The organism is Pelotomaculum sp. FP (genome assembly GCF_004369245.1).
Taxonomy (GTDB): Bacteria; Bacillota; Desulfotomaculia; order Desulfotomaculales; family Pelotomaculaceae; genus Pelotomaculum_C; species Pelotomaculum_C schinkii.
Genome location: NZ_QFGB01000051.1, coordinates 1 through 23833, shown reverse-complemented (window position 1 = coordinate 23833; position 23833 = coordinate 1). Strand labels below are relative to the sequence as shown.

General features: G+C 50.5%; 25 protein-coding genes and 2 pseudogenes. 5 read left to right on the top strand and 22 right to left on the bottom strand.

All coding sequences use genetic code 11. The annotated features are described in order from the left end of the window. Positions 1-130: 130 nt before the first annotated feature. From Psfp_RS16395 to Psfp_RS16365, 8 genes are all read right to left on the bottom strand, one after another. Entirely contained in the window at positions 131-2509 is a 2379-nt protein-coding gene (locus Psfp_RS16395) for a histidine kinase N-terminal 7TM domain-containing protein (protein ID WP_153189548.1), read from the bottom strand. A gap of 335 nt (positions 2510-2844) precedes the next feature. Further along, positions 2845-3552: a CpsD/CapB family tyrosine-protein kinase gene (locus Psfp_RS16390; protein ID WP_134219613.1), complete on the bottom strand. Its 708-nt coding sequence runs from the start codon at positions 3550-3552 to the stop codon at positions 2845-2847. Between the two features lie 22 nt (positions 3553-3574). Next, positions 3575-4579, bottom strand: coding sequence for a Wzz/FepE/Etk N-terminal domain-containing protein (locus Psfp_RS16385; RefSeq protein WP_243120735.1), 1005 nt, complete (start codon positions 4577-4579; stop codon positions 3575-3577). 1638 nt (positions 4580-6217) lie between these two features. Then, positions 6218-6406, bottom strand: a complete 189-nt coding sequence (locus Psfp_RS16380) for a hypothetical protein (RefSeq protein WP_134219612.1) — start codon at positions 6404-6406, stop codon at positions 6218-6220. Further along, positions 6381-7232, bottom strand: a complete 852-nt coding sequence (locus tag Psfp_RS16375; RefSeq protein WP_192895486.1) for a GAF domain-containing protein — start codon at positions 7230-7232, stop codon at positions 6381-6383. The genes Psfp_RS16380 and Psfp_RS16375 overlap by 26 nt, the downstream gene beginning before the upstream one ends. Before the next feature lie 253 nt (positions 7233-7485). After that, entirely contained in the window at positions 7486-7815 is a 330-nt protein-coding gene (locus tag Psfp_RS16370; protein ID WP_134219610.1) for a phage holin, LLH family, read from the bottom strand. A gap of 67 nt (positions 7816-7882) precedes the next feature. Then, positions 7883-8044, bottom strand: a complete 162-nt coding sequence (locus Psfp_RS21810; RefSeq protein ID WP_192895485.1) for a hypothetical protein — start codon at positions 8042-8044, stop codon at positions 7883-7885. A 51-nt stretch (positions 8045-8095) separates the two neighbouring features. Further along, positions 8096-8413 carry a hypothetical protein gene (locus Psfp_RS16365; RefSeq protein WP_134219609.1) on the bottom strand — a complete coding sequence of 106 codons (318 nt, stop codon included), beginning with the start codon at positions 8411-8413 and terminating at the stop codon, positions 8096-8098. Between the two features lie 147 nt (positions 8414-8560). Between Psfp_RS16365 and Psfp_RS16360 the strand changes: the two genes are divergently transcribed. Beyond that, positions 8561-9031: a DUF4231 domain-containing protein gene (locus tag Psfp_RS16360; RefSeq protein WP_192895484.1), complete on the top strand. Its 471-nt coding sequence runs from the start codon at positions 8561-8563 to the stop codon at positions 9029-9031. On the opposite strand, the gene Psfp_RS16355 is transcribed toward Psfp_RS16360, so the two are convergent. Then, positions 9028-9261 carry a hypothetical protein gene (locus tag Psfp_RS16355; RefSeq protein WP_243120733.1) on the bottom strand — a complete coding sequence of 78 codons (234 nt, stop codon included), beginning with the start codon at positions 9259-9261 and terminating at the stop codon, positions 9028-9030. The genes Psfp_RS16360 and Psfp_RS16355 overlap by 4 nt on opposite strands. A gap of 43 nt (positions 9262-9304) precedes the next feature. On the opposite strand from Psfp_RS16355, the gene Psfp_RS16350 reads away from it, so the two are divergent. Continuing rightward, positions 9305-9703, top strand: coding sequence for a TIR domain-containing protein (locus tag Psfp_RS16350; protein ID WP_134219607.1), 399 nt, complete (start codon positions 9305-9307; stop codon positions 9701-9703). Between the two features lie 409 nt (positions 9704-10112). Next, a complete protein-coding gene (locus Psfp_RS16340; RefSeq protein WP_134219605.1) occupies positions 10113-10310 on the top strand; it encodes a hypothetical protein in 198 nt (65 codons plus the stop codon). On the opposite strand, the pseudogene Psfp_RS16335 reads toward Psfp_RS16340, so the two are convergent. Then, positions 10297-10670: pseudogene (locus Psfp_RS16335) on the bottom strand (DNA adenine methylase). The gene Psfp_RS16340 and the pseudogene Psfp_RS16335 overlap by 14 nt on opposite strands. A gap of 324 nt (positions 10671-10994) precedes the next feature. On the opposite strand from Psfp_RS16335, the gene Psfp_RS16330 reads away from it, so the two are divergent. Then, entirely contained in the window at positions 10995-11171 is a 177-nt protein-coding gene (locus Psfp_RS16330) for a type II toxin-antitoxin system HicA family toxin (RefSeq protein WP_134219604.1), read from the top strand. Positions 11172-11209: 38 nt separating this feature from the next. Continuing rightward, positions 11210-11593 carry a type II toxin-antitoxin system HicB family antitoxin gene (locus Psfp_RS16325; protein WP_134219603.1) on the top strand — a complete coding sequence of 128 codons (384 nt, stop codon included), beginning with the start codon at positions 11210-11212 and terminating at the stop codon, positions 11591-11593. A 10-nt stretch (positions 11594-11603) separates the two neighbouring features. On the opposite strand, the pseudogene Psfp_RS22555 reads toward Psfp_RS16325, so the two are convergent. The 12 genes and pseudogenes from Psfp_RS22555 to Psfp_RS16265 all read right to left on the bottom strand — a co-directional run. Continuing rightward, positions 11604-11657 (bottom strand): annotated as a pseudogene (locus tag Psfp_RS22555) (YvrJ family protein); the annotation flags it as partial. Between the two features lie 177 nt (positions 11658-11834). Further along, the gene (locus Psfp_RS16315) at positions 11835-12125 is read right to left on the bottom strand and encodes a type II toxin-antitoxin system mRNA interferase toxin, RelE/StbE family (RefSeq protein ID WP_192895482.1); all 291 of its coding nucleotides are present in this window, start codon (positions 12123-12125) and stop codon (positions 11835-11837) included. Further along, positions 12109-12444, bottom strand: a complete 336-nt coding sequence (locus Psfp_RS16310; protein ID WP_192895481.1) for an AbrB/MazE/SpoVT family DNA-binding domain-containing protein — start codon at positions 12442-12444, stop codon at positions 12109-12111. Before Psfp_RS16310 ends, Psfp_RS16315 begins: the two co-directional genes overlap by 17 nt. Before the next feature lie 204 nt (positions 12445-12648). Beyond that, positions 12649-12801, bottom strand: a complete 153-nt coding sequence (locus tag Psfp_RS16305; RefSeq protein WP_134219620.1) for a YvrJ family protein — start codon at positions 12799-12801, stop codon at positions 12649-12651. A 271-nt stretch (positions 12802-13072) separates the two neighbouring features. Further along, entirely contained in the window at positions 13073-13303 is a 231-nt protein-coding gene (locus Psfp_RS16300; protein ID WP_192895480.1) for a DUF2922 domain-containing protein, read from the bottom strand. 151 nt (positions 13304-13454) lie between these two features. Continuing rightward, entirely contained in the window at positions 13455-13679 is a 225-nt protein-coding gene (locus Psfp_RS16295) for a DUF1659 domain-containing protein (protein WP_134219600.1), read from the bottom strand. Positions 13680-13857: 178 nt separating this feature from the next. Beyond that, the gene (locus Psfp_RS16290) at positions 13858-14670 is read right to left on the bottom strand and encodes an N-acetylmuramoyl-L-alanine amidase (protein ID WP_134219599.1); all 813 of its coding nucleotides are present in this window, start codon (positions 14668-14670) and stop codon (positions 13858-13860) included. 299 nt (positions 14671-14969) lie between these two features. After that, positions 14970-16772, bottom strand: a complete 1803-nt coding sequence (locus tag Psfp_RS16285) for a S8 family serine peptidase (RefSeq protein WP_134219598.1) — start codon at positions 16770-16772, stop codon at positions 14970-14972. A 330-nt stretch (positions 16773-17102) separates the two neighbouring features. After that, positions 17103-17975 carry a DUF2837 family protein gene (locus tag Psfp_RS16280; protein ID WP_134219597.1) on the bottom strand — a complete coding sequence of 291 codons (873 nt, stop codon included), beginning with the start codon at positions 17973-17975 and terminating at the stop codon, positions 17103-17105. 233 nt (positions 17976-18208) lie between these two features. Continuing rightward, positions 18209-18496 (bottom strand): HepT-like ribonuclease domain-containing protein, encoded by a 288-nt coding sequence (locus tag Psfp_RS16275; protein ID WP_192895479.1) that lies wholly within the window; start codon positions 18494-18496, stop codon positions 18209-18211. A gap of 63 nt (positions 18497-18559) precedes the next feature. Continuing rightward, positions 18560-18910: a nucleotidyltransferase domain-containing protein gene (locus Psfp_RS16270; protein WP_192895478.1), complete on the bottom strand. Its 351-nt coding sequence runs from the start codon at positions 18908-18910 to the stop codon at positions 18560-18562. 463 nt (positions 18911-19373) lie between these two features. Then, on the bottom strand, positions 19374-23833 hold a 4460-nt coding region (locus tag Psfp_RS16265), incomplete at its 5' end, for a cadherin domain-containing protein (protein ID WP_192895477.1).

The window sequence follows — 23833 nt, the reverse complement described above, 5'->3', positions numbered from 1 at the left end:
CTATGTAATTATAATGGCAAATCCCCTTCGCCGGGGGGCAATAAAAGGGCAATAAAAGGGCAATAAAAGGGCAATCCTGTTAAAAACCGGATTGCCCTTTTATGTATGCGCAATATTTTTAACAGCAATTTCAGCTCTGCTCCACCGTTTCCCTTCTCTCATTCTCCTTTCCCAGCCCCGCTTTCCGGGCATAGGCGATTGCCTGATGCCGGGTTTTGAGCTGAAGCTGCCTTAAAATATCGGCCATTTGATATTTTACCGTCCTCTCACAGATAAAAAGTTTGGAGGCTACCTCCTTGTAAGTATCCCCCCCCGCTACCAGCGCCAGAATCTCAATCTGCCTTTGGGATAAAGCCTCTTCAGGCTTCGCCGGATTTACGTCCGCCGCTGCCGCCGTTTCCTCTTCATTCCGGTTGAACTCCTCCAAAACCTGGGCGGCCAATTCCGGCGAGATAACGGCGGCGTTGGAGGCCAGACCGTTGAGCTGCTCGATTAACTCTTGCGCCTGGAGTCCCTTTAGCAAATATCCGGACGCTCCGCTTTGAATCGCTGTGAAAAGGTCCTGTTCCCGGTCGGACATGGTCAAGATCACGATTTTGATCTCCGGCATCTCCGCTTTAATCAGCCGGGTAGCTGTCAGGCCATTGCACCGGGGCATCTGCATGTCCATCAGAATCATCTCGGGATGCAGCAAACGGGCTTTTTCCAGCGCTTCCAGACCGTCCCTGGCCTTACCGACGACCTCAAATCCATGGGGGCTGATCAGGTTTTGCAGTCCCTCCATGAACAAGACGTGATCATCGGCCAGCAAAATTCTGATTTTAGCATCCGTTTCCGTAATTCCGTCTCCCGGACCCACAGCCGGCGCCTGTACCGGACCGGCAAAGCGGGGAATGGTCACCGTCACGGTGGTACCCTGCCCCGGCGCGGTGTCAATTCGGACTTCTCCCCCCATCTGCCCGGCGCGCTCCCTCATTATTTCCAGTCCGAAAGAAGATTGTCCGACCGCGGATTTTCCCGGCTCAAACCCCACTCCGTCGTCAGCCACCGTAATCAGGATTTGCCGGTCCTTTTTCCGGAACATTATTGTTACTTTTCCGGCCCGGGCATGTTTACGCACGTTGGCCAGGCACTCCTGGATAATCCGGAAAAGCTGGACCCCCGCCGGCAGGCCGAGTTCTTCCTCGGTAATGTTATCCGGGTTTTGCGCCTCGGTCCGGATTTGAAAATTCTGTTCAAAGTGGTTCAGATATTGCCGCAAGGCGGCAAAAAACCCCTCTTTAAAGAGCAAGGTGGTTTTGACCCCATAAATAAACTCCCTGACCTCGGTATTTGCTTCCGTGATCACCTGGGACAAACGGGCCAGACTGCCGTCAACCGCCGGAAGCCGGCCGGTTTTGAGCATTTCGCGGATAGCCTGTATTTGGATATTGGTATAACCCAAAACCTGTCCCAGGCTGTCATGGAGTTCCCTGGCCAGCCGCTCCCTTTCCCGTAAGACCAGCAAAGCCCGCTGCTGTTGGATCAATTGGGCTTCAGCCGCTTTATTGGCAGTGACGTCCTGGATCACCACCAAACGGCCGGCTGCTTTCCGGCCGTCGTTCAATCCGGAGAAATAAGTTTCATAATGCCGTCCGTCCCGGGAGAATTCCCAATGACTGACGGATCTATCCCGGCCGGCCGCGGCCAGCTCCGGCCAATCGCTTAAAATTTCCTCAAAGACGCAGCCCGCCACTTTGGCGGTTTTCAAGCCGAAAAAAGCTTCCGCCGCCGGATTCAGGTCCATGATCCGGTCGCGGTCGTCCAGGATCAAAACGGCGCCGGTCATCTTCTCCATGACCGCATTGCGGGGGACCGGCACGGCCTCCTGTGCCCGGAAGCGAAAGACCAGGCTGGTGAAGATACCGGCGATACCGATCACCACCGGAGTGAGATCATAGTAATCAAACAATGCGCCTTCGGTTATTAAAAACAGGACAATAGAAATCAATATGGCGCCGGTAGCGGCGGCGATGGTCAGCCCCTGTTTCCGGTGCAGCATTTGCCCGTTCAGGGCCGCTTGGACCTGGACGACGATCACGGCCAGGAGCAGGATGCCGCTGTAAGCGGTAATTATCCAATACCAGGGGCCGCAGATAAACTGCAGCAGCGGGTAACCGCCCGACGTATCCAGCCACATTTTACTGTAAACCAATCCATGCCGGAAATTGGTCAGATTCAGGATATCGGTAATTACCGGCAAAACAAAGAACAGGGCCACCCGGCTCCGGGTGAGCCGGCTTTTTCCGCCGGCAACCGTCAAAGCCCAGAGCAGCCAGACAACCGCCACTTTGAATCCTATGAAATCATTGGCGGCATGATACCAAAAAACTATCGTCTTGAGATCGGTAGCGGATACTTGCAGGGCGGACCCGAGGCACCAAAAAATCACCATTATCTGCGTAATGATCCATAACCGATCACCAACCCGTTTATATGCCGCATAGGCCACAATCAAAAACAGCAGCAACGCCGTTCCGAGATAAATCCAGCTATAGGGGTTGTATTGAAAATGAATATCCGCTCCTCCTTCCGGTGATTATCCATACCGCGGCTTTCTCAAACCGGCGAGCATCGCTTCGCCGATATCCTTTTACAGGCAATACGCCATAAGCCGCATTTTTGTCAGCCTGCCGGGCATGGCGCAACCATTATATATTATACATTTTTTCGCCTGTTTTGTCCGCCATCCTCCCCAACACACTCCTTCTTCCTATCAGCAGCGGCATCATAAATGTACCAGTATTGAATTACCTCTCAATAAAAAAAACCGCGCCTTTTCGCGCGGCAATAAGTTCAACGCGGCTAATTGACGGCTCTCTTTTCGTCTTCGCCGCCGTAATAATAGTAGTAACCGCCCCCCCGGTTCAGCCTGGCTCCGTTCAACACCACGCCGATGCTTTTGGCGTTGGCCTTGACCAGCTGGTCCCTGGCTTCCCTGGCCATTTCGATGCGTGACGAGCCGGCCTTGAGCACCAGGAGGACCCTGTCTACCAGGGGCGCCAGCAGGGCTGCGTCTGTTACGGCAATGACCGGGGGCGCGTCAAGCAGCACCACGTCGTACTGCTCCGCCACCCTGTCGAGAAACCCGGCCATTTTGGCTGAGCCCAGCAATTCCGACGGGTTGGGCGGGATCGGGCCGCTGGGGATCACGTAGAGCCCCGCCACCTCTGTCGGGCTGACGACCTCGCCGGGGTCCAGGTCCCGGGCCAGCACGTTGGTCAGCCCGCTAACCCTGTCCAGGCTGAAACAGCTGTGCATCACGGGTTTTCGCAAATCGCAGTCGACGATCAGGACCCTGCTTTGCGCCTGCGCCAGGACCACCCCCAGGTTGGAGACGACCGTCGACTTGCCGTCTTCCGGGATAGGGCTGGTGATCAGGATCGTCCTGTTCCGCCCGGCAGGGGAGGAAAAAGCTATGTTCGTGCGCAGTGTCCGGAACGACTCCGCGACGGCGGATTTCGGCATGATATGGGAGAAGAGCTTCCTGTCTTTTTTATAGCGTCCAGCCATTTGAGCACCTCGCTTGTCTTAATTACTCTCCGTAATAGGTCTCGTCCCGGCTGTCTGCCGCCGGGATCATCCCCATCACGGGCAGGTCCAGGTAACGGGACACGTCCTCCGGGTTTTTGATCGTGTTGTCCAGGAATTCCAGCACGAAGGCGAGCGCCACCGACGCCATCAGGCCCAACAAAAAGGCGACGGCAATGTTCAACTGCTTATTGGGCTTGACCTGGACGGCTGCTATGGCCGGTGATACGACGACCAGGCTGGTGCTGCCCAGGTCAAAGGAACGGGCGATCTGCGTCCTGGTGATACCCTCGGACAACAGCGTGAGTATGCCCTGCAGGCGGTCGCGCTCGGACTGTGTCTCGGCGGCGTCCAGTTCTTTTCTTACTTGCGCCATCTGCTCCTGCAGAAACGCCACGGACCGGTCCATTACTTCCTGGTTCCTCTCGGTAATCGACTGGATAAATTCCTGGCTCAGGGTATTGGCGATGTCCATGGCCAACTGCCGGTCGTTGTTGCTGACGGTCAATTCGAGCAGGTACGAGTCCTTGGCGGCCGAGGCCTTGACCTGCGCGGCCAGCCCGCGGGGCGTGACGCCGCGGGGCTCCAGGTCCAGGCGCTCGATGACCCGCATCATCAGTTCGTCGCTCTTGACCTGGTTGACGTAGGTGTTCATGGTCAGCACGGGGATGCGGGTCATGCCGTTGACAATATTGTCCAAACCGTCCTTCTGGCTTGACACCTGCAGCTTGTCCGCCGCCTGGGTAACCAGCAGGACGGTCTTGGCCTCATAGACGGGCCGCACCACAAAAAAGCTCAGGATGACGCTGGCGAGCACCGAGAACAGCGTAACCAGGGCTATCAGGACGCGGCGTTTTTTTAAGATCTGCACGTATACTCGCAGGTCTATGGCCTGATCGTCGATATCAGCCGGGGTGTTTCGACTGTTCAGAACCTCACCTCCAGTACTTTTGCACAAGACAAAAAAAATAGACAAAAAAACCCTGAAAAAGATAGCCGGTTGCGTCACTGGCTCCTGCTGGCTTCAGACGCCCAAGTAAGAAACCAGATTCATAGCCTCGTCTTTCCAGCGGTTTAAAAGTCCATTAACCACCAGATCATATGTGATTTTGATATTCAACATATTTTTACCTACCATTATATTTTAATAGAAATATAGATAAATTACAACATTTAAATACCATTTAGTCATGGTTCTGGTAAATTCAGTCAGCCGCCGCGCCGGCGGATGGGGTCATCCGGCCGATGAAAAGAAAAAACCGCCGGAAGCTGAGGCGGTCATCAAAAAGGAGAATTGTTTCTCCAATGAGTATGGTAAAATTATTTTACCACAATTTAAGAGAACATACTATAGGTAATAGTACTATCACGTAAAATAGTTTTTGGAATTAAAAAAGAATGCCCGCCTTTCAGAAGGCGGGCAACACAGAAAAGGAGGTTCCATACATTAAGTTGTGGGACTTGCATATATGCAATCCGGCCAATAGCCGGTTATTGTCCTTTGATTGTATTTTAACCTGCCAGGCTTAAATCAACCTGAGGAAAAGATTAATATTTGCTGAATATATCTTTGAAAAATTAAAACCCGCCTTAAAAGGCGGGTAAAAAAAGGAAGGAAAAAGGAGGTTAGGATGGTCCTGGTATATAATCCGGCGGCAGCCGGTTATTGTCCTGCGAAAAAAAGCGGTGCAACTCTGGATTGATTGTATTGTAACTTTATATCCTTAAATTAAGCTGAAGAATACATTAAATTTTCGTTAAAACCGCCAATCAACAAGACTGGCGGTTTATCCTGCATTCTCATCCGCATTTTAGGCGGAGTCATGTCGCGGCCCACCATCCAAAGCATATAGTAACGCCGGCAAGAACCTGTACAGGCCAAGAGAGCCGGAAGTAATGGGCCAGGCAAATGGACCAAGCTGTAATTGCAATTCCAAAGGCGTAGTCAGTGTATACGTAAATCATTTTAGGAATATTCGCCAATAGGTAAAATATTCCTGCCAAGTTCTAAATGAATATGAAACGGGCATTTGTAATAAAATAAAATAAAATACAGATAACTATAAAAGGAGGTGGTTTGATTGGATAAATTCCCAGAAGTGTTAATATTTTTAGCATTCCTGGCCTGTCTCTACTTCAAGCACTAACCTAATAGAATCTTACCAAGCTCCCAGCATGCATGTCATGTTGAGTGAGCAAGGTATTAAAATAAAAATAATATAAAATGAAAGGAAAATAAATTATTGAATTAAGCTAACCTACATTAAGTGGGTTTTTAATGTTAATGGGGCTATTTAAATTCTAAATCCTCCTTCTCATTCTACTTCACTCCCCCCCCTTCGCCATTGCCACGATTCTCTTGGCATCTTCAAACCCCTTCGGGTTCTCCAAGGAAAAACTTATACAGTTTGATTAGCTCCTCAACCAAAAAGACCTTTGACCGATCCTGTCGCATAGGGTTCGTTCAGTGCGTCATTTAAGTCAGGAGAAGGAAAGCAAGCATTTCGCGGTAGTCTGTGGACATGAAAATTCCTCTTTAGAGAACGTGCGTTCTTGGAAGTGTTATAACAGGGGGTGAGTGAAGGGGCGAGGGAACTATGATAAGGGTAAAAGTAAGCCCCGCTAAAGTCAGCAGGGCCCAGATTATTCAACCAAAAATGATTTTACTTTCTTCAACAATTTTTTTGACTCTTATCGCCGATTCGCGCCGTATCCTGTCAGTTTCGGAGCTTGCTTCAATTTCTTTTAGATACTCAGTTGCCGTAATTTTCCCCTTAAAGAAATTTTCTCTCGCTTTGGCTTTTACCTTATCATCTGGCTCCGCTACTGCCAGCATTTGAATACCTCCTTTCGATTTCATATAATTTTATGTCTTCTACGTAGAACTCTGTTTCCAATATTATGCCAATAAGTGTTGCAAAATAACTCAAGTGTTTTTCATCGGATTCATCAAAAGAATTTTCCTTCCTGCCATCGAGGCTTAAAACACCACAACATCTTTCTTTATTCATTATCGGCACACAAAGCAAAGAAAAATAGTCTGTTCTATGTTTTTGGTCTTTGAAAAATACTCTGTCCATGTGGACGTTTGAACTTTTATAGGAATTTCCTGTTATGAAAACATGACCTGCTATTGAATTTAAAGGAAGGCTTATGCCTCCAGAATATTCTCCCGGAAAAAACCCACAGAATTGGGTCGAAACAAGACCGGTCCTGTTTTTGTTTGGTGTAAACAATGCCACCCTATGTACATTGCCTGTGTGCTTTGTAAAAGGAGAAAGAATACCGGCAAGAATTAAGTCTATGAGCTTGGCTCTTAAGTTGTAGAATTGGTCTTGCTCGGAAGCTGTCAGAAGGTTGTCAATGCCTTTATGGATATCATTAAATAAATCTAGCAATATGCTCTTTTGCTTTGAGTTTTCACTTACTATATCATATTCGTTTTGTAGAAGCCTAAATTTTTCGTTTGCTTCTGCAAATTTCTCATTCTTAGAAATTGTAAAAAACCAGAAAAATGTTATATCATCACCCTTATAATACCTTTTTATTGCAATTGCTACAATAGTAATAAAGGTAAATAACAGAATGGCTATAACTATCCAGCATACTACTGGGTAATTACTATGGGCAAACTCCAAAGTTTCTTTAGTACTAAAATCCAAAGAACAATACCCCATACCCTGCGAAATAATAGAATTATTTCCACCACGTGTACAATTTCCCTTTATTTTATTTTCGATATTATTTACTATAATTCAACATATTTCATAAAAATATTTCATAAAAACCACCATACTTGGCGGTTCCGTAATACTTCACTATCAACTCATCCAACATCCAGTTAACCTCCAACGCCTCAAACAAAACAATAAAGGCCCCGCTCCGGAGAGCGAGGCCATTCGTATGTCTGCGTATTTAGTTTGCCGCCGGCGCCGCAGCTGTATCCACTGACTCAATAGTACCAACTTCAATAACCGGTAGCTCTTTCCGCTTGTCCTCCAGCCAAGCCGCTTCCACCACGGCCCTGGCTTCTTCAAACGTCACCTTAATACCGACGACCGCCGCTTTCTGCTCAAGGTATTTCACAGCTTCAGCCAGCTTATCAGGATCTTTTAGTTCTTTATAAACCGTCTCTGCGAATGAAAAGGCCTCCTTACCCAGGAGTGCCAATACTTGCCGCTGTTCTGTTGTGGTCCGGGCCTCAAAGTACCCTGACTTATTAATCAGTGTGTTCAAGGTACTCATTTATTGTGGATAAGATGTTCAACGGCAACGGAAGCTATGCACAATCTTTCGGAACGCATGCACAACATCAAACGGTCAAGCCGCACTCAAGCGACGGAATATGCAACTGCTTCCGGAGAACATCGTAACTGAGCCCTTTTTTCTCGGCAAACTCGGCTATACTTCTGTTCCGTCCCTGGCAGTATTCCAAGTAAAGCTTATCCCAGTTATACTTTGAAGCCCGGCCCATCACCTCCACCTGCCTCTGCTGTTAGCGCATAAGAAAAGAGCCCGGAGGCTCTTATTTAACTTTGTATTTACCTTCTTCTGTTTTTTCTAAGTATCCCTCATACGCTAATTCATCACACATCACTAAGAAGGCAATAAATCTGGTTAATCCAACTCGTTTCATTGCTTCTCTCGTGTCGCTTGTTTCTCTTAGTGCATGAAGTGTTTTATCTTTGTATGTTTCAATAAATGTCCTTTTAAAATCTTCAGTTTTCTTTGTGGTAAAAAGATCAGGTGTTATATATCCAGCATTGATTAGTTCTTTTGTTTCTTCACCACCAATTTTAAACATCATAGACAAGCGTTCAAATAAATTTTCATTTTCCTCCATCTTATCTTTCCACCTCCCGCCCTATACCTCACCAAAAGGAAAGTTTTTCCTTACTAAATATTTCGAAAATAGCGATACCATTAGACAAAGGAATATTTACTTTTCTGTGGAAGTATGTCATTAATTTTCCAAGAAAGGAGGTTAATAATGCACGCCCCGGAAGGACCACTCCAAATGGATGAAACAACGTATTTGGAAGAACGGTTAGATGATCAAATAAACTGGTACGGAGATAAAAGCACATTCAATAAGAATAGGTTTACGCGTTTTAAGATAGCTGAATTTATATGTACCGCCCTTATTCCAATTGTCTCAATCGCTTTCATTGAACCATATTATCTTAAACTATCAACTGGTATCTTGGGCGCCATTGTTTTAATTATCCAAAGCATTCACGGCTTATCAAATTATCAAGAATTATGGATTGAATACCGAGCAGTCTCAGAAACTCTTAAGCATGAGAAATTTATGTATCTAACTCAGTCTGGGATCTACTCTGAAGATGATTCGAATTCACGATTTCAATTGCTCGTATCTAGATGTGAAAATATTATTTCCCATGAAAATATTAATTGGACACAACTTCAGAAATCTTCTAAAGAGAATAAAAACTGCTAAATAAACGGAGTTACTTCTGCGTCATCATCTATTTCCTCATACGTTTTTTCAAAGACATCTGGTTTGCAAGGGTACTGCTCACCTCTGATGCCCTTTATAATCCAATCACCGGGGGAAGCTTTTAATGGTCCTTCCAAAGTTTCAATAATCATTTCTTTATCGGTTTGATAAGCTTCAATTACAATTGCTTTTTTTCTAAATTTTTTTGGGGTAATTTTTATATTTTTCACTTTCATCACCTTATATAATAGTATAATCTTAGGAGGTTTTTTTATGTCTAAACAATACCATATTTTTATCAGCCATGCATGGAAATATGATGCTGCCTACACTACACTTGTGAAATGGATAAATGATTCTGGCTTGAATTGGAGCAATTACAGTGTTCCGTACCATGATCCAATAGACGCTAAAAACACAAAAAAACTTAAAGAGGCTTTGACAAGACAAATTAACCCTTCCAGTGTTGTAATTATTATTTCTGGAATGTATGCAGTATATAGTGATTGGATTGACTACGAAATTGATGAAGCTGTACGTTTGAACAAAAAGATTATTGGTGTAAAACCATGGGGACAAGAAAGAGTTCCTAAAAAGATACAAGATAACGCGACAAAAATGGTTGGGTGGAACTCTTCCTCTGTTGTTAGTGCCGTAAAGGAACTTGGTTAAAAGTCCGACATTGCCAAAAGCCGCCTGGTGGGGCGGCTTTCCCGTTTATATCCGTCCCTAACAAACCCCTTCACCCTTAGTTTGCTTTTGCCCCACAAATTGCCTATATCCGGAAAATTTTTTATTAGCCCTCTTTAGAAGAGTGTAAATATTTCCCCTGGATAACCCCATATACTCGGCAGCCTGGCTATGGGTGAAATTTTGGCCATATGCCAAAACAAAAGCTTCCCTCTCCCGTTGCGATAGACAGGTCAGTAGATGCTTCAGCATAAACCTAACTCCTTAAAAAGGAGCCTGTCTGCTATCCCGGATAAATTGGATATGCAGATGCAAGCACTTGAGAGCAGGAGGATTACGGAAAGAGAATTCGACCGTGCACGCGCCCGGGTACTGGGTGAAGAAGGAATCATTGATTAAGGAAATTGCTTTACTAGAAGAAGAATTAGCAGGTGTTAATGAAGAGGATATGCACCGGCACAGTATGGGGGATTATTACGATGTGTTTCCGGCCGGCAACATCATGGGAAGGAAGGCCTGGCTGCAAAAACATATTGAAAAAATCGTTGTTTATCCGGAAAATTTCGTTGTAGTCTTTAGGGATTATTAGCGTCTCTAATGGGTCTGTAGGAAACCCAACATTGCCCACCGCCTGCAGGATTAAATCCAGTGGTACTATTCACTCTATATAAGCCATTGAAACACGTTTTATTAAGGTATAATATCCTGGATGCTCTCTGTATGTCAGATAAACTGATCTTATTCTGTAATAATACTCTTCATCGTAAATATGCTTTTTGGTTTCACTTATAAGCTCATCCACATTTGCCTTTATTGCAATGTATAAATTAATCAATTCTTCAATATTGTCAGATATATAAGCCTTTGCATTACTCACTATTAAACTAGGCTCTTCATTACCAGTTATAACAAACCCATTTTCTAACCTCACCGGGAACTTTACAAACATTACCCTACCTCCTTTGTAGAAATATGACATTTATCCGGATCTATTCTAAAGAGGAAGTAAGGATCCTTTAATAACAATTCGACTTATTCAGACAAAATTTTGATTCCAACTTTTTAAGGTCTTTAAACGCACTTTGGGATAACCGGATCTCATACTTTTTCTTCATTCTCGATACTCCTAATGGCATCAAAAAAGATATTATCCATTGGAGGTAACCGTTCCAGCAGAATCCACAAAAAATTTCTTTCATGGTAATTATTTGTAAATAATATTGACTAATACGTAATATACGTATACAATATTAAGTATATAGGGAGGGTGGCAATGAAAGGTAAAGAGTTAGTGAAGCTCCTGCAACAAAAGGGCTGGCAAATTAATCGAATAAATGGAAGCCACTATGTTATGAAGTTAGACTCACAAACTGAAATAATACCAGTACATAATACCGACATACCAACAGGCTTGCTAAACAAAATATTAAAGCGAACAGGACTAAAATAGTCTTAATTCGCACACATATAAATAGGAGTGATTTTATCATGTTAACAATTTATCCAGCTGTTTTCCATCAAGAAGACGGAGCGTTTTGGGTTGATTTTCCGGATCTTGAGGGTTGCCAGACCTATGGGGAGACATTGCAAGAGACAATGGCCTTGGCACAAGAGGCATTGGGGCTTTATCTTGCGTCCCTGGAGGAAGCAGGAACCACAGCGCCAACAGCAACAGAAATCAAGAAAATTATTACTCCAGAGAATGCTTTTGCGACCCTTGTATCTTGTAACATTGATCATTATCGGCGCAAAACCAAGGCGATAAAGAAAACTCTTTCAATTCCCGAATGGCTGAACGAAGAAGCGGAAAAAAGGCATATAAATTTTTCATCTGTACTCCAGAATGCATTAAAACAGGAATTGGCAAAATAATCAAATAAATGATGCGCACCAGCAGGTACGCGGCCACGGCTATGGGAAACCCGACATTGCCCACCGCCTGCAGGATTAAATCCAGTGGTATCACTCTCCCATTGTCATAATTGAAAAGCCCGGCTCACGCCGGGTTTTGCTTTAAGACTAATAGCTATGTTTTATTCAAAAACCACCACCTGGAAGTTGCCACTGAACTTCAAAATCACCGGCAGCTGGTTTTGTTAGCAACTAATTAATTTTACAGCCTTCTGGCTAATTCCTTGTAAATATTCTCCCTGGTTCCCACCAAGGCAATAACCACTAATCTATCTTCCTCGTCAACAAAGTAGATAACGCGATATTCCACTCCTCTATATTTGCAATGTTGGGAGCGAAGTTCCTTAAAAGCTCCGGAGAGTTTATCGTTTTTATATGGGTTTGCCGCTAGCTCATAAAATTTATTATATAGAAAATTTCTTAGAGATGATTCCAACTTTTTAAGGTCTTTAACCGCACTTTGGGATAACCGGAGCTCATACTTTTTCTTCATTCTCGATACTCCTAATGGCATCCTCCAAAGAAACAGTTTCCTCCTGCAGCCGTTCTTCTAGAAGCCTGTCAAAAGCTTCATTAAAAGCGACCTTTCGTTCAAGTAGTTTTGTTTTTAGTTCTTCCCCTTTATAACCAAGATCCTTTAAATCATTAATGATCAAGTCTTCCATCTCGTTAATAACAGTCACTTCCTTAACTTTCAATTCTTCTCCGTCAAAATAAAATTTAACTTTGGTACCCTCTTTCCAATTGAGCCTTTCACGAATTTCTTTTGGAACGGTAACCTGCCCCTTTGAGGTTAAAGTAGTATATTCCAACCTAATCCCCTCCAGCGGTAATCTAGTAATACTGTAATAATATTTTACCATAAAAAAAGATAATTATCCATTGGAGGTAACCGTTCCAGCAGAATCCACAAAAAATTTCTTAATAATAGATCAAAATTATTAAAAAAGTGTCTTGCAAAACAAACCGCCAGCCAACAAGACTGACGGGTTGTTTTACAGACACTTTAACCTTTTCTACTCCTGCCGCCGCTCACCGGCTACCGCTTCGGCCAACCTGGCAATGCTGGCGGCCAGGGCCTCCAGTTTGCTCTCGATGCGCACCAGCAGGTACGCGGACACGGCTATGGGAAACCCGACATTGCCCACCGCCTGCAGGATTAAATCCAGTAGTATCACTCCTCATTTAGTTAGTGAGCGGGGGGGCCTGCCCCCCGTCTTATACAGTTGACAGATTATGCTACATTGGGACGTATCCCTTAGCCGGCTTGTTTTAATGCGGGTTCGATTTCAATCGAATTTTGCGCCGGGTAGCAGTTTAAGGATTTATACTGCATTCCCGCCCACATCGGGACGTATCCCTCTGGGCAGCGGGGACCATTCCGACAATGAGAACCGTCCCATTGTCAATTTGGAAGCAAAAGAACCGTCCCCCTGCTTCCTAGGCGGGGTCGTAGAGGTCGTCGGTGGTGCTGTCGATGATGCGGATGTCCTGCTTGGACACCAGGTCCCCGCCCGAACTGGTAAAAATGTTGCGGGCGATAACCAGGTCCATGGCCGCTTCGATCTCGGCGGAGGTCAGGTCACTTCTGGGGTTGTCCAGTGAAATGGTGACGTTTTTGCCTGCCTGGTTGCGAAAAACCATACGCAGGGTTTTGGTGTTGGTGGCCAATCAATTTCCTCCTTTCTGTAGAGAATTAAACTTAATTTTGCAGGCGCCATTTTAATCGCACCCGGCGCGTTAGCGCCGGACCTGTGGCAGCCAATGTTGCATTTGTGCGAATAAATTCGCACCTCGTTGACAGGGTAGAAGTTACCGGACGTTAGGCGCTGAGCAGAGCGGCGTTGTCGACACGGGTAATCCCGTTGAGCGGGTACTGCTGCAGCCCGGCCAGGGCGGTGGCGACGTCAAACAGGTCCTGATCGGTCGCTGCCGGCTTGATCCCGTTGAGGCTACGGCTCCGTAAAATAGGACTGCCGGTAGCGCTGTCGCCGACATGGAGCGCCAGCTTGAGCACGGAATTGCCGGGGACGTTGTTTACAGCCATGTATTCACCTCCTCTTTGAGAATTCATTTGTTTTAAGGAGGGACTGGGTGTAAACATTTTAGGGCAGGTAAAATGTTTAAAACACTTTGTCCCTGCCCTCAAACATATGTTCTATAAATATATTAGCAGAATGGTAATAAGGTGTCAATACCCTTTTTGGGGCATTATATTTTTTCTTTTAGGGCCGCAGGCCTTTGGTGGCGTTCTCCTTAAAGGTCTTGATTATTTCCTCCCTGCCCGTGGTCTCCCGGGCGGGCGGCCCCTGCTCGTCGAAATATTTTACCAGACCCGCGTATATGGCCCAGGCGACCTTGCCCTGGTAGGCGGGCTCCTCCAGCAGTTTGGCCTCGGCGTCGTTGGTGAGGAACCCTATTTCCACGACTACTGCCGGCATGGTGGTGTTTTTAGTGACGTAGTAGTCTACTTCCACCGGCTGGCGGGTGGTGTTGCGAAGCAGCCTGGCCAACTCCGCCTGGATGTACCGGCTTGCCTTCAGGCTCTCCTCCTTGCCCGGCTGGACGAAGGTCTGGGCGCCGCGCCGGTCGGGGGAGACAAAGCTGTTGACGTGGATGCTGACATACAGGTCGGCCTGGTTGTCGTTGGCCAGCGCCACCCGCCTCTGAAGGTCCTCCCTCTTTTTGGCGGCGGCTCCGAGGGTGGTGGAGTCGCTGAGGTCTGTGTCGGTCTCCCTGGTCAGCAGCACCATGGCCCCGGCCTGGCCGAGGTTGGCGGCCAGTCTTTTGCCTACCGTCAGGGTGATGTCTTTTTCGAGAAGCCCGTTCTTGCCCACCACGCCGGGGTCGATCCCGCCGTGGCCGGGGTCGACCACAATAACCCGGTTGGCCATGGCCGGGGCCATGGCCGCCACGGCCTGCCGGCTGTTTCTATCCTCGATCAGCCGGGCCAGAAAAAATGCAAGGAACACCAGAGCCGCCAGGGCGGCCAGGTGTCGCTTGCGGATCCGGAAGGCGGTGACGATGGTGGGAGACATAGGTAAACCCCCTTATTATCGGCTCTGGTTCGCGCAGAGGCGCCGTCGCGCGAATGGAGCGGGACAGCCCTCCTAATATATGGTATGCTGGTCTGAGGGGGGATATGAAGTTGTTGGGGTCTACCCCAGTATGTTTTTTTATAGATGCAGGCGCCATTGTGAGACAGGGGGACGGGGTTGTTGTCAAATTTGACAAGGGGGCTATTTTGTCTTTTAAAAAATTTTGCTGGGGTGCTTGACAAGGTTCTTCCAGATCAGGTGTGTCAATTATTAGCACATTCGCACCTGCATTGGGGTGTTTAAGGGTTGTCGCCGGGGTCGGCCTGGCCGAATTGTTTTCCCGACACAAACAGGGCGTAGTGCTGGTAGCCCATCGGGACGTGGTGGCCGCTGACGGTCACCTTGTAGATCCCGGTTTCCGGGGCTGAAAACACCACCTGTTCAACGTTGTTGACATGGTCATCGGGGCTGAAGGTCTGACCGGAAGGGCTTTGCACGGTAAGGTCGAGGTCGTTGACCAGGCTGGCTGCGGCATTAACCTGGGCCGGGTAATCCGTCCAGGCCAGGGTTATTTTCAATGGTCCGGCCGTCTCGCTCAACAGGTATTCATACGTTTTGCTTTCACCCGTGGCCAGCTTCGTTTCCTGGTTGACGAATAAACATTCCCTGCCGGAATCGATCGCCGGTTCGGGCGCGTTGATCCGCCCCCAGCCCTCATCGTTTTCCATATAGCCGGGCAGGGCGAAGGCCCCGTCGAGCAGGGCCGCTTTGAGCAGCGCGGCGGAAGGCTTGCAGCCGTGGATCCGGATGAAATACTCCCGCACCAGGGCGAGCATCCCCGTGACAATGGGGGTGGCCATGCTGGTGCCGCTGTTATAGGCGTAGTACTCGTCCTCAATCCCCCAAAAATTGTCGTCCTGCGCCAGGGATGACCTGGTTGAGAGAATCCAGGTCCCCGGAGCGACGACGTCGGGCTTGCTGCGGCCGTCACTGGTCGGGCCACGGCTGCTGAAAAAGGCCAGCTCGGCGGGGTTGTCGGCATAGTTGCCTTTATCCGGGCGGTTGTTCTCGCTGGCGCCGACGGTAATCACATTTTTGGCCGTGCCGGGGGCGGTAATGGACCCGGCCTGCCCGCTATTGCCGGCCGCTATGGCCACCGCCATGTCGTCGTATTCCCAGACAAACCTGTCCAGCTGGGCAGACGCGTAATTATAGGCGCCGTTAACGTTCATACCCCAGGAGATGTTGTAAAGCCTCGCCCCTGCCTCGTAAGACTGCTTGAGCAGGACGCCGAGGTCGCCGGGCGCCCCCGTCAGCTTGCCGTTTTTATCCATAATGGACTGGAAGACCAGAGACGCTTCGGGCGCCATCCCCCGGTAAAGGCCCTGGGAAGCGCTTCCGTCGCCATAAGCGGACCCGGCTACATGCGTGCCGTGCCCGTTGAAGTCGCTGGCGTCTTCTTTTCTGCCGAGAGCGTATATGGCCACCACCTTGCTTTTCAAGTCGGGGTGCATGGTATTCAGCACACCGGTGTCAAGCCCGGTATCCGCGATGCCGATGACCTGTCCGGCGCCGGATAACCCTGTGCTCCACAGCGACGGGACCCTGATAATTTCCCCCGCGCGGTTGTTGAGGAGCTCGTATTCCCCTTTTTCCTCGATGCATTGCACCTCGTTGAGTCCGGCCAGTTCGGCCAGTTGCTCCGGCAGCAGCTCTATTTCCAGCCACTGGCTGTCATGCCCGGCCACACTGCCTCCATTCATCCTGACGAAGTCTACAACTGCCTCAGCCCCGGTATTTTCAAAGAGTTTTACGATGACTTGCTTTTTTTCCTCCGAGCCGTCCGGTGTCATCTCCAGGGCCTTCATCAGACCGCTTGTGAATTTTTGTTCGGCCCCGAAAAGGCTGGCGTCAGCCACGAAGGGCAATTTTTTTACAGCCTCCAGCCGCTCTTCGCGCACTCTGGCCAGAAAGGCGCTGCCCGGAAAATACTCGCACAGGAGGACCTCCAGGCCTTCCAGCTGCTGTCTCTCAGGCAGGCCAATGCGGCCGCTGCATTGGATTACGTAAGGCTTATATACTGAGGCTTGCTGTCTTTCCACTTTTACCAACCACCTTATAGTGGCAATGGGGTGTCAGTTCTCATGGTGACAGTGGAGACGGTTTTCGCTGTCACCCGGTGTACCCGGTGTCACCCATTGCTGCTGATCAACGGGTGTAACCAACCCGTATTACAATATATTCCATCCCGCCCGATTCGGTACCGCTGAAATAAAAAACGGACCTCCCGAAAGAGATCCGCCTGCTGTTTCCCATTTATCCCCAAAAATCCAGCCCCCAAAATGCAGGTGCGAATTCATTTGCACATAGCCCCAAAGAAACGCGCTAAAAATTCAAAGGTTGACAACAACCTTCGCCCCCTTGTCAACCTTTTAGGAAATCCAGCGGGTGAGGAGCATGAGGCCGCGCGATACCGGCTCGAAGATGGCCTGGGCCAGGATCGTGCCGAGGAGGTTTGAGACGGCGAGGTAGAAGATAATTTGCTTCAACCCGAGTTCCTTTTCTTCGCCCCGGGCTACGGCGTCGGTGACCTTGGCCAGGACCGGGTCGACCATCATCACGTTGACCACGATGGCCGCGTTCCCGACAATGGCCGCCATCATCACCGCGGTCCCGCGAAACTCGGGGTAAAGGGCGCCGGCATAGAGGCCGGCCAGCACGTTGCAGGTCCACAAGCTGTAGCTGGCCAGGTTCCAGAGCAAAAAGGACTTCGGGGTAGTCATCCTGGTGGTGACGATCTCCCTCAAGGTGGTCAGGGAGGTCATGCGCAGCTTGAGGATGCCGCTGCCCGGCTTGAATAGCGAGACGAGGATGAGGGGGATGACCTTAAAGACCGAGCCGGTCCTGCCGAAGGCGTTGATGGCGTTGGCAAAGGAGGTGACAAAGCTGGGGATCACCAGCATCCCCGCCACCGTGCCGAGCGAGGCTCCCACGATAACGAAGCGCAGCTTGTAGTTGAGCCCCATCAAGGCCTGCTGGTAGACCTGGGTACCGGTGGCGTCCGCAGCCGCCGCGATGCCGAGGGCCTGGTTATAGGCGTTCTTGATGATCAGCTCCACCGTCGAGGCCAGCAATGGGGCCTGCAGTGTGTTGGCAAAGCTGGCGGCCAGGTAAACCACTCCGAAAAGGGATATGGCCGTGGCCAGGCTGCCGGTCCTCACCCCGGACAGGCGCGAGGACCGGGTGAGGGTGTTGATCAGGTTGATAAAGGCCGTAAGCAGAAAAACAAACAGTAAACGCTCCAAAGGGTCCCTCCGTTATTAACAACAAATCAATTGCACACCCGCTTTCTCAAATGCGGTGTGGATTTATTCGCGCATGCCCCGGACTACAGCTGCGAAGGCTCTGGCAGAAGTCCCTTAAACTGCTTTGCAGCGCATCGATTGAATCGCAGCCACACATTCAAACCATGGGATGCCAGCATACCGGCTTTCATGCACGCGTCACTTTTTTTCAGATCATTATACCATATATCCGCTTATAAAAATGGTATAAGGAAGAGGGGGCTCCCTTCCTTCATAATCGAGCTCATTCCCCTTCTTGTTTTTCTATAAAATATAGGAAAGCTCAATCTCTTTCTGGCAATAATATAATTCGCAATATCGATGCAAACCTGTATAGATAACTGGAGGTACCTTTCCACAACCGCCTGCATGTCCTGGTTACCAAGATATTCCTGCAAACCAACCGGTTCGAATCGTTTTAGCCGGCTGACGTACTCATCCAGTTTTGCCAGGCGCAAAAGGACAACGCTTTTATCGAACACCAAGCCCGACCTCCTTGATTCTTTCGGCGAGATGCCGTGCATGATAATCAAAGTAGCGCTTTTTTAATCATAATACCTGCCGGCTACAGACATTACAAAAACCGCCCTCTTGTCGGCGTCTCTTTCAAAAACCACTTTGCCCTTCTGTATAACCTGGAACTGCAGCATTATGGGCGCTTCATTGAGGACAATAATGTCCGCGTCCAACCCGGTCAGCCTCTTAATATCCTCCATTACAGCCAGGCGATACTCCATTGTGTCTCTGGAAACAGGCTCCATTATAACCGCAATGTCAATGTCGCTGTCCGGCCTGGCTACATTCTCTGCATATGACCCAAAAACATAGGCTGCCATAACCTCGTTGTTCTTCGAAAAATATTCGGCCAGTAAGGAAAAAATACGGTGCTGATGCATTTTCTGCTTCACCCAAATCCAATCGTAAATATTTACCATTTATATTATACCACAATTTTCAGCATCCAGAGGACTTAGTCGCTTGAACTGCTTCGCAGTGCAACTGCGAATGAACCAATCATGATTTTCAATCGCAAACTACCAATAAAAATATGTGGGTCTGTGCGAATAAATTCACACCTCGTTCTCCACATTAATTCGCACTTGCATTTCAATGCTGTTTCAAGGTCTCATGTCCTGGAACTCATGCGTAACTTTTTTCCAGGCAATTATACCATATATCTGCTTATGAAAAAAAGGAAGGGGGGCGCCCTTCCTTCATAGTGTAAGCTCATTCTCCTTGGGAACACCACCGGAAATATTTCTCCGGGGGGTCCGCCAGTTTAATCGCATATCTAAACATCCATCTTAAAAAACAACGTCCGGGCGCCGTGTGTGATTGAAATGCCGCCGGCAAGAGCGACTACCATCCAAGCGCTTTTACTATGATCGTAACCGCTTCCGCTCTGGTCGTATCTGCTTTTGGCCGGAAGGTGTTGTCCGGATATCCATTGATCACCCCGTTCTGCGTGGCTACGGCCACTGCTCCCGCGGCCCAACCGGAAATTTCCGCACTGTCGGTAAAAGATGTGCCGTTGGACAGCGGCGCGGCAAGCTTAGCGGCTTTTACAACCATCACCGCCGCCTGCTCCCTGGTCACCGGGTCGTCCGGACCGAAGGCCGCGTCACTGTAGCCGTCAACTATGCCTTGGAAACTGGCGGTGGAGATACTATCCTTCGCCCAGTGCTCTTGTGTGTCGGCAAATATTTTACCTTGTCGCGGCTCCAGTTTGCAGGCCTTCACCAGGACGGTGACGAACTCCGCCCGGGTGATGGAGCTGTCCGGCCTGAAGGTGTCGTCAGGGTAGCCGTTGACGGCGCCTGCGGCCACCAGCTTTTCAATGCTCTCTTCCGCCCAGTGGCCGGCGATGTCGGCAAAGGCGACGGCTCTTTTAGCCATCACGGCGTACAGGGTGAAGTGGTCCACGGTTATCGTGATGGTATTTCCCGCGACTTCGCCGCCCAGGCTGATCCACTGCGCGCTCTCCTCATCGTAGTAGAACACCTCCGGCTTTTCGCCGGGAGCCAGGGCCGCCGGATCAAATATGAAGGTCAGGGTGACCGGCTTATTGAAATTGTAGTGACTCTCGCCGTTCACGCTAAGCTCGTAATGGCCGCCCAGTACCGTAAAGCCTGCGGGCGCCGGCGGGGGATTATCATGTCTGACAATGCTTACGTTAACATTGGTGTACCCGGTTAGGGCTCCGGCCGGTATGGATACCGACACCTCGTTGCCCAGGCTTACGGTCCCGCCGACGCTTGACTTTATCACGGCCGACCCGGTGGCGGAAGATGACGGGGAGGAAACATGTCCTCCACTACCGCCCCTGTCGTTGTCGGTGATGCTTACGCTGAGATCCGGCGCCGCTATAGCGTCGTAGTCCGGGTCGTTGCTGGAAACGCTGTGCTTTATGGCGCCGGTGTGCGGTCCCTCAACAGCGTTGTCGTCAACAGCCGTCACCGTGACCTCCTGCGGCACGTTCCAATCGTTTGGCGAGAAAGTCAAGGACGCAGGCGCCACGCTTACCTGGGCGTCCCCGTACACATTGACCACCACGCTGGCCGACGGCTGAGTGGCAAGCACAATGGGGTATTTGACTGAAGCCCCGCCCTCCGTCACGCTGACAGAGCCGCTGTTGTCACCTATGATCACCGCCGGTGTATCGTTGTCGGTGATGTATATGGTCAATGGCTGCACCGGGATGCGGTTGTAATCCGGATCCGGACTGTAAACAGAATGGGTCACGGACACGGAGCGCGATCCCTCGGCCGTAAAGTTATCCACCGCTGTGACCGCGACCTCCTGCGGGAGGCTCCAATTATGGGGTGAAAAGGTAATTTCTGTTGGATACAAATCCAACTGGCTGTCTCCATAAACCTTGACAGCAACACTATCCGCCGGCCGGGTGGTAAGTACAACCGCGTACTTGCCCGGCTCTCCGCCCTCAGTCACGCTGGTGGAGCCGCCGGTCTGGACTATGCGCACCGCCGGAGAGTCGTTGTCGGTGATGTGGACGACCACGGGGTCCGCTATGACGCTGCTGTAATAAGGATCGGAGCTGTATACCCCGTTTGTGACCGTTACGTCGCGGTCGCCCTGTTTTACATTATCATCAACAGCGGTTACCGTCACCCGCTGATGATGACTCCAGTTGCTGCTGTCAAATGACAGGGACGAGGGAGTTACAACCGCCTGGCTGCCTCCATATACATTTACGGTCACCGTGTCTGCCGGCTGTGAACCCAGCCCTATGAAGTAGCTGGCACTTTCACCCTCGGTAAGGGTTAAGCTGTCTGGCCTGACGCTCACTCCCCCGGTAAAGGTCACCTGGGCGGTCTGTGCCAGGGTCACACCGTCTGTTACATCTCTGGCGGTATACGTCACCGTCTCCGCTCTGACGCTGTGTACGTTAAAGAGAGCCAGTCCATTTTGATCGGACACTGCGGTTTCAGGACTGATCACCGAACTGCCGGAGCCCTGATGGAGCTCTACGGTATGCCCGCTGATAAAATTTTCAAAACGGTCGCTTAAAATCACCCTGATGGGGGACAGGCCTGTTCCATCGCCCGCAACGGTGGGTATAATGGCTGATACCGCAGACTTGTCCGGATCCGTGGGACCGGTTGTCACCGTAACCGTTGGAAACGCTCCCAGGTAGGTCGTTGTCCCGCCCAGGGTGGACTTTGCTTTAGCTTCCCAGCCATCAGTGCCGGTTATCGTGGCGGCGGTGGCGCCGGGGCCTCCCATCGACCTGTCGCCGTAACTCACTGTAAAGAATTCGCCGCCTGCGAGGTTTATGCCGGAGACTGTAATGGTGCGATCGGAGACACTTACACTCCCCTTGCTTGCCGTAGTAAAGCCCGGGCTCATCGGATCGGTTGCGGGGAAACCCCAACCACCCGCAACGGTGATGGTTATGGCGCCGTTATTCATCCCGCCGGCGTCCGCCACATAGGTAAAAGCCAAGGTTACCCCTGTCTGCCCCGCGGTTACGCTGCCGGGGGAGACCGTCAGCGCGCCGCCGCCGTCCGCCGCGTATACCTGGAACACTACGCTTTGAGAAGCCGAGGTGTCAACGCCGCCGTTGGCCGTCCCGCCGTCATCCGTTAAACAAAAGGCTACTGTTGCGCTTCCGGTGGCACCCGACGCAGGGGTGTACGTAAGTGTTCCGTCTGCGGCTACAGCCGGCTGGACTGCAAATAGACCGGCGTTATCGTTGCTGTACACAGAGAAGGTCATCGTCTGTCCCGCCTCGTCGGCAGGCCCCGCTATAATATCCGCGGCCCAGTTTGCCACGGTCTGTGGCCCCGCGTTGGCCGAAACAGCCTGGTCCGGACCTTTGGTGAAAGAAGGCGCGTCGTTGACGGGGTCGACATGGACCGTAACGTTCGTTACGCCGGACTCCAGGGCGCCGCCCGGGCCGGTGTGGCCCTGGTCATTGACTGAAACGCTTAAGCTTGCGTCGCCGGTTTCGTTCAGGGCGGTGGTATAGCGCAGGTTGCCGCCGCTGATAAAATTGTTAATATCCGCGACTGTCCCGGTCAGGGTCAGAGCGGCTGCCGTACCGCCCACGGTTACCCCGCCGCCGGATGCTGCCGACAGTATACCGGAATCCACCGTAAAAGTGGCTATCACATTATTTGCCCCCGCGTCCGCGTCCGCCACTGAAATACTGGTAATCGGGCTTGTCATATCCTCAGTGACCGTAACAGCCGCCGGTGCGGAAACCGAAGGGGGTTCGTTGACATTGTCGACATTGACGGTCACCGTCTGCGCGCTGTTGTTGCTCCCGTCCGTGGCCTTAACGGTCAGTGTAAAGCTTGCCGCAGTCTCGTAGTCGATGGCGTCGGCATTGTTCACGGTAATCTCACCGGTGGATGCGTTGATGGCAAAGGCGCCGCCGGTGTTGCCGCTTTCGATGGAGAAGGTCAGCGAGTCGTCGTCGCCGGTGACCGCGACGGCACCCACGGATGTGCCTGCGGCGGCTGTTTCGCTTACTGTAAACGATTGGCCGGGGGTAATGGCAGGAGCGGCGTCACTCACGTTGACGGTGACGGTCTGGCTGGAGTTGTTGCTCCCGTCCGTGGCCTTAACAGTCAGTGTAAAGGTTGCCGCAGTCTCATAGTCGATGGAAGCGGTGTTGTTCACAGTAATCTCACCGGTGGATACGTTGATGGCAAAGGCGCCGCCGGTGTTGCCGCCTTCGATGGAGAAAGTCACCGAATCGTCGTCGCCGGTGACCGCGACGGCGCCCACGGATGTGCCGTCTGTGGCTGTCTCGCTTACCGTAAACGATTGGCCGGGGGTAACCGCCGGGGCGACGTCACTTACGTTGACGGTGATGGTCTGCTCGGTGATGTTGTTGGTTGCCTGGCCGTCGTCGGCGCGAACCGTCAGCGTGTAACCGGCGGCTGATTCGTAATCGAGAGCCGTCGCGCCGGCGGCGCTGAGGGTAATCTCCCCGGTTGCGCCGTTGATGGCAAAGTAGCTCTGGCCGGTCCCGCCTGCTATGCTGTAGGTCAGGTTGGCGTCGTCGGCGCCCCCGTCTCCGTCGTCGGCCTGGACGTCGTGCAGCACGGCGCTGTCCGCCTGGGCGGTTTCCGCTACGCTAAAGCTCGCAGCCGAATGGAATACGGGCGGCAGGTTGGCGGCCTGGGGATTGGCGATGGTAAACGAATCCAGCCCCAGGTTATACACGTTAGCGGTGCCGGAAATTTGGACATCAAACGAGGTCAGGCCGGTCATGCCGCTCAAGTCTGTCGGGTTGAATTCCGCCACAGTACTGAAGGTTTTGCTGGCGGTGACCGTGCCCCCGCCGGCCT

Excerpts from the sequence above, each read along its gene's own strand:
- Psfp_RS16270 (WP_192895478.1), bottom strand. The coding sequence starts at position 18,910 with ATGCATCAGCACCGTATTTTTTCCTTACTGGCCGAATATTTTTCGAAG.
- Psfp_RS16330 (WP_134219604.1), top strand. The coding sequence starts at position 10,995 with ATGAAAGGTAAAGAGTTAGTGAAGCTCCTGCAACAAAAGGGCTGGCAA.
- Psfp_RS16315 (WP_192895482.1), bottom strand. The coding sequence starts at position 12,125 with ATGAAGAAAAAGTATGAGCTCCGGTTATCCCAAAGTGCGGTTAAAGAC.
- Psfp_RS16295 (WP_134219600.1), bottom strand. The coding sequence starts at position 13,679 with ATGGCTGTAAACAACGTCCCCGGCAATTCCGTGCTCAAGCTGGCGCTC.
- Psfp_RS16325 (WP_134219603.1), top strand. The coding sequence starts at position 11,210 with ATGTTAACAATTTATCCAGCTGTTTTCCATCAAGAAGACGGAGCGTTT.
- Psfp_RS16290 (WP_134219599.1), bottom strand. The coding sequence starts at position 14,670 with ATGTCTCCCACCATCGTCACCGCCTTCCGGATCCGCAAGCGACACCTG.
- Psfp_RS16380 (WP_134219612.1), bottom strand. The coding sequence starts at position 6,406 with ATGCTGGCAGTAGCGGAGCCAGATGATAAGGTAAAAGCCAAAGCGAGA.
- Psfp_RS16360 (WP_192895484.1), top strand. The coding sequence starts at position 8,561 with ATGCACGCCCCGGAAGGACCACTCCAAATGGATGAAACAACGTATTTG.
- Psfp_RS16365 (WP_134219609.1), bottom strand. The coding sequence starts at position 8,413 with ATGGAGGAAAATGAAAATTTATTTGAACGCTTGTCTATGATGTTTAAA.
- Psfp_RS16350 (WP_134219607.1), top strand. The coding sequence starts at position 9,305 with ATGTCTAAACAATACCATATTTTTATCAGCCATGCATGGAAATATGAT.
- Psfp_RS16390 (WP_134219613.1), bottom strand. The coding sequence starts at position 3,552 with ATGGCTGGACGCTATAAAAAAGACAGGAAGCTCTTCTCCCATATCATG.
- Psfp_RS16370 (WP_134219610.1), bottom strand. The coding sequence starts at position 7,815 with ATGAGTACCTTGAACACACTGATTAATAAGTCAGGGTACTTTGAGGCC.
- Psfp_RS21810 (WP_192895485.1), bottom strand. The coding sequence starts at position 8,044 with ATGGGCCGGGCTTCAAAGTATAACTGGGATAAGCTTTACTTGGAATAC.